This is a genomic window from Mesorhizobium waitakense (assembly GCF_056431085.1).
Genome location: NZ_JBWKME010000196.1, coordinates 1 through 4,091 on the forward strand (window position 1 = coordinate 1; position 4,091 = coordinate 4,091).

At 56.9% G+C, this 4,091-nt stretch carries 2 protein-coding genes and 1 pseudogene; all 3 read left to right on the plus strand.

From position 1 onward, the window contains the following. Nucleotides 1-528 precede the first annotated feature (528 nt). The 3 genes and pseudogenes from AC07FD_RS36450 (at nucleotide 529) to AC07FD_RS36460 (ending at nucleotide 3,898) form a co-directional block, all read left to right on the plus strand. The gene (locus AC07FD_RS36450) at nucleotides 529-1,086 is read left to right on the plus strand and encodes a class I SAM-dependent methyltransferase (RefSeq protein ID WP_478353764.1); all 558 of its coding nucleotides are present in this window, start codon (nucleotides 529-531) and stop codon (nucleotides 1,084-1,086) included. Between the two features lie 691 nt (nucleotides 1,087-1,777). Continuing rightward, a pseudogene (locus tag AC07FD_RS36455) lies at nucleotides 1,778-3,096 on the plus strand (aspartate aminotransferase family protein). Nucleotides 3,097-3,208: 112 nt separating this feature from the next. Beyond that, nucleotides 3,209-3,898, plus strand: coding sequence for a GntR family transcriptional regulator (locus tag AC07FD_RS36460; RefSeq protein WP_478353765.1), 690 nt, complete (start codon nucleotides 3,209-3,211; stop codon nucleotides 3,896-3,898). Nucleotides 3,899-4,091 lie beyond the last annotated feature (193 nt).

The window sequence follows — 4,091 nt, forward strand, 5'->3', positions numbered from 1 at the left end:
CTTTGTCGACAGCCGCGTGAAGAGGCCATATCGGGGGGCATCCCGTGCCCAACCCAAGTTAAGGCGACGCCACCCGCTCCACGTCGATGGTCGGCAAGGCGGACACCTTGCCGGGGCCGAGGCGCCGCATAGCTTCAGCCATGTTTCCGAAGAAGGTGTCCGCATTGTCCGGTGTCTGACATCGGACAATGTGGTACTAGCACATCATATTGTTTTAAAACGAGTATCTCCATTGGCACGACACATGCATGGGTGTCCGTAAACGTATAACGAAGCGAGGATACCGTCCTATGATCACGCTCACTGACAACGCTGTTGCCCCCGTTAAGCATACTGACGAAGCCTACATCAAGATCCGCGGCCGTCGTATGTACCCAAGCCTCTGCACTAGCGTAGCCGCGTCGCAGCAAGAAGCGACTGCCTCCATGCGTATCCGCAATGGATAACATCCTTTAAACACAATGTTGTCTGGCAAAGAGGCCAGTTCGCAACGGATCCTACAGAGCGCATTCATCAAAGGAGGGTATTTTGAAACGGTTTTACGACGACGACGCGAATTCAATTTTTGTTCAGTCCTACGACGCCTTCTATAGCCCCAAGATGCCACATACGCCCATCGAGGACATTGACTTTTACGCAGGGATTGCGCGGGAAGCCGACGGAAACGTGCTCGAACTGGGGTGCGGAACCGGGCGAGTGGCATTGCCGCTCGCAGCGCTGGGCTTCAATGTTACCGGTGTCGATCTATCAGCGGGCCTGCTTTCAATTGCGGAGCGCAAAGCAGCCGGGGTTCCGATCGCGGCACAACAACGATTACGGTTTGTGCAGCAGGACATGTCAGAGCTGGAGCTTGGTGAGCAATTCGCCGTCGCTTTGGTGCCCTTCCACTCCTTTCAGCACCTCCTGACAAGTGAGCTGCAGATCAGAGCATTGGAGGCCATTCACCGGCATATTCGGCCGGGCGGCCGACTCGTGCTCGATCTTGCAGAGAGCCACATTGACATTCTGTCAGAAAAGCTGGTGCTCCCCCGGTCGCGCTCTGCCATACATGAGCCCACCGGACGGTGCTTTGTACGGGACTCCTGAATACCCGCTATGATCACTTTGCTCAGACAGAGCACAATGTCTGGCGCTTTTCGGAAGTCAGCGATAATGGCGAAACCTTGCGCGAGGAGAGGCGCGATCTGGTGCTGCGCTGGACGCACCGGTGGGAACTGCACCACTTGCTGGCGCGCTGCGCCTTTTCGGTTGAGGCAGAGTACAGCGATTATCGGTATTCTCCGCCGAATTATGGGAAGGAGTTATTGGTGGTCGCAAGGGTCGGCTAGCCGTCTTGATGTACGGCGATGGGCTTTCGGCGGCCGAAGCGGCGATCTAGTTGCCTTTGCGGTGCATGCCTCGTCGGGCGCCGGAGATGATGCGTCGTGATGGAAGGGCGGCGGTTTGCGGGTTGAGGTCGGTGGGTTTGTTCGGGACGTCTCCGCGCATCGTTTATGTCGCGAGTTGCGGGATGCGACTGCGATGCGCAGAATGCCCTGGTCACGGCAGGATGTCGGCAGGTACAGGCGTAAGTGCTGGATGCGGTCTCGATGTTCAGCGCCGCGAGCCTCGAAGGGTTTTCGCCCGCTTCCACCTAAACGACCGCTTCAGAGAAGCCTGTTGGTGAGAACTGCTTGGAGCGAGTGTGCAAAAGCAGGCGGATTGACTGGTGCTATACAGGCCGTCAGCATTCTCATGCGGCTTGCAATCTCGGCCCGTCGGGTGAAATGGAACGGTCATGCAGCAGTCCGCTAAGACTAGGCTTACGATCGACGACGCTGTTGCGCAAGAGCAGCGCGTCTATGAGAGCTCAAACCCAACGAGCAGACGGAAATTTGAAGCCGCCAAGGAGGTCTTGCCTGGCGGCAACACTCGGGGTTCGCTGTATTTCGATCCGTTTCCGCTTTTCTTCAGCTCTGCACGATCCAGCAAGGTGATTGATGCGGACGGCCACGAATATTCGGATTTCGGAAATGACCTAACCGCCGCCCTCTTCGGCCATTCAAACGAAGCGATCGTGTCAGCGCTCAAGGCGGGGCTGGACAACGGAGTGAGTTATGGGGGCACACACGATCATGAGGTGGCGTTTGCCCGCGAGATCTGCGACCGCTTTCGCTCCATCGAGAGGGTCCGCTTCCTGACGTCGGGGAAGCAAATGTTGCCGCGATACAACTTGCCAAGGCCGAAACAGGACGACGATTGGTGCTGGGCTTCTTCGGCGGCTACCACGGTAACATCTTGAATTGGCTTGAGCCCGAGAGTGAGATGAACGTGGATCGTGCGGACGTCCGCCGCGCGCGATACAATCATATCGAAACCGGCGAGCAGATCGCCCGGAAGGAGGGCAAGGACATCGCGGCCATTCTGGTGGAGCCGATCATGGGCAGCGCTGGCGGTTTCATGGCCGACACGGCTTTCTTGAGCCGACTTCGTTCGATTTGCGATGAGATCGGCGCGTTGCTGATATTTGACGAGGTGCAAACCGCAAGGTTCGCCGTCGGCGGTTATCAATCGGTAATCGGTGTCTATCCAGACCTGACCACGCTCGGCAAGTTCTTCGGCGGCGGTCTCAACTTCGGGGCTTTGTGCGGGCCTGCGCGACATATGGACAGGCTGGGACCCGGTCATGAGAGAACGCTCTCGCACGGCGGCACTTTTAGCAACAACGTTCTGACCATGATCGCGGGGCATGCTGCGCTGAAAAAGGTCTTTGTTCAGGAAAACGTCGACCGGTTGAATGCGCGCTCCAACAAACTGCGGTCCGCTTTACTAGGTCAAGCGAACAGCCGAGGAGTGCCCCTGCAACTAGGCAGTTTTGGCTCGCTCATCTCGACACATTTCCAGACGGACATGCCGCGGGGCCCTGAGGATGTCAAGACCCCGCCGATCTTTCGAAAGCTGTTACAGCTTTTCATGATCAACAACGGCATCTTTATCACCAGGCGCGGCCAGTTTACCGTGTCAACGGGCAATACCGAAGACGAGTTCTCGGCGCTGGAGAATGCCTTTGGCATCTTCCTGGACCGATATGGCGAGCTGACCGATGACTTCGACTGACGATCCGCACGCCAATATCGAAGCGGCTACCGGCCGGTCAATGCGAGGACATTGCGGTGAATGCCCGAACAAATCTGCCTTTTAGTCATGTCTCGTTGATGGGGGCAAGTTCATGCCGCCGGCGCTGCGCCTAATAATGAAAGATCTGGGCGAGTATCCACAGACGACGACCCTGTCCGAGAGGGTATACGGCGTGATGCGTGAAAACCTCAGATGTGGCGTGTATAAGCCCGGCGAAAAGATCACGCATCGCTCCATAGCCTCTCAGCTGGGGGTCAGCGTGACGCCCGTCCGTGAGGCGATCACCCGCCTAGTGTCCGAGGAAAGCCTGTCAATGCCAGCTCCAAAGACCATTGTCGCCCCAAGCCTGGGGCAGTCAGATTTGGAGGAAATCACGAAGATCCGCGTCAACCTTGAAGGATGGGCAGCGCAACTTGCGGCGGAAAATGCCTCCGCGACCTTCATTCGCGAGTTGGAGCACTATCATCTGGTCTATTGCACGCATCCCAGATCTCACGACACCAAGGCGAAGATTGCGGCAAACGCCAAATTCCACTTCGCTCTATATGCCCAGTCGAAAGCGCCCCGGCTTCTGGCGATCATCGACAATCTTTGGGTGGCAATCGGCCCCACGTTGGGTCTTATGGCCAATCGGGGATTCGAAGACAACGACGGGGAGAAATGTCACGACGCCGCAATCTCTGCACTGAAGGCAAGAAACACTGCCGCCGTCCAGACTGCGGTAGTCAATTATATACTCACTAGCCGTCTGAAAATCCTGCAAATTTTAAAGCCCGAATAAAAGACGAATGTTTTGACCCTCAAGCAATCATGCGAGTGAGCGATAATGTCGTCCACTGAACCGCGCCGGGTTTTCCGGAGGCCGTTTCGTTTGAGTGGTGGCGTCGCCTTAACTTGGGTTGGGCACGGGATGCCCCCCGATGTGGCCTCTTCACGCGGCTGTCGACAAAGCGATTTGCCTCCAGACCGCCATA